The organism is Flammeovirga sp. OC4 (assembly GCF_000812565.1).
GTDB lineage: Bacteria > Bacteroidota > Bacteroidia > Cytophagales > Flammeovirgaceae > Flammeovirga.
Genome location: NZ_JTAM01000168.1, coordinates 1 through 1,234, shown reverse-complemented (window position 1 = coordinate 1,234; position 1,234 = coordinate 1). Strand labels below are relative to the sequence as shown.

At 30.3% G+C, this 1,234-nt stretch carries 1 protein-coding gene; it reads left to right on the top strand.

Annotation, left to right across the window (positions count from 1 at the left end):
- Positions 1–379: 379 nt before the first annotated feature.
- Positions 380–1,042, top strand: coding sequence for an ATP-binding cassette domain-containing protein (locus PL77_RS29795; RefSeq protein WP_044213685.1), 663 nt, complete (start codon positions 380–382; stop codon positions 1,040–1,042).
- Positions 1,043–1,234: the final 192 nt, after the last annotated feature.

Genomic DNA, 1,234 nt, shown 5'->3' with positions numbered 1-1,234 from the left:
TACATTGGCATAAACTGAATAAGAAATTGAATAAAATATTTATGTAAAAAAATAAGGTTAGAACGTTGTAAGTACTAAGTAGAAAAGAGACCATGCGTACATTAAAAGCCATATTGATTTTTTATCAAAAACTGATTATTCCTACTTTGATAGTATCAGTAGTAATGGGAATGATTGGATATGGAATGTCAAAAGAATTTTCCCTAAAAGCTATTGGGATTTCATATCTCTTTTTAGGGCTTCTGTTTCACTATTTTATCTATGAGGTAAGAAATAGTAATGAATATTATTTCTATTATAATCTGGGATTAAGCAGACTTAGTCTCTGGGTTATCTCTTTTGTATTGAGTTTAGCAATAGGTCTAATTTTTATATTGTTATGAGTAAATTACATGTTGATAGCATAATAAAAAATATTGATTCTAGGCAGGTTTTGACTGATGTGTTTATTTCATGTCAAAAAGGAGAAATAATCGGATTACTTGGGCGAAATGGAACTGGAAAATCAACACTTTTAAAAATAATATTTGGCTCAATACCTGCAGATGGAAAATTTGTGAAAATTGGCGAAAAAATATCGAATGGACTTTTTGATAATAGAAAGTTGATTAAGTATTTACCACAAGATCATTTTTTACCGGATCATGTGAAAGTTCAAACTATAATTGAATTGTTTTGTGATAAACACAAAGCTGATTTGATAAAACGAAATGAGTTAATAGCACCTATGCTTAATAAAAAAAGTAAGCAACTATCTGGTGGAGAAAGAAGATTATTAGAAGTTCTTTTAATAATTCATTCAGAGTCAACTTTCGCACTTATTGACGAACCATTTAACGGAGTGGCTCCAATTTATAAAGAAGAAATAAAAGACTCAATTAAAAAACAATCGCTTGAAAAAGGATTTATAATTACAGATCATGATTATAGAAATATTCTTGATATTGCGACACGAATTGTTATCATCCATGATGGTGGCACAAAAGAAATTAAGAATAAAAATGAGCTTGTCGATTGGGGATATATTCCTGCAACAACATAAAAAATAATAGCCGAAACAGTAGTAAATTCAACAGTTGTAGCCCGCTTCAACTTTCTTGTAACTTGAGAGGAAAGTACCACGCAGTCGGCAACTATTCTTATAGGAGTCGTTAAATGTCTAGGTTAGGGATAGAAGGTTTCCCCTAGAAAAGATTTAACGATTCACAGCATTTTCAAAATACCAACGAATTAC

Bases quoted from the DNA above. Each gene is read 5' to 3' on its own strand.
- PL77_RS29795 (WP_044213685.1), top strand. From the start codon at position 380: ATGAGTAAATTACATGTTGATAGCATAATAAAAAATATTGATTCTAGG.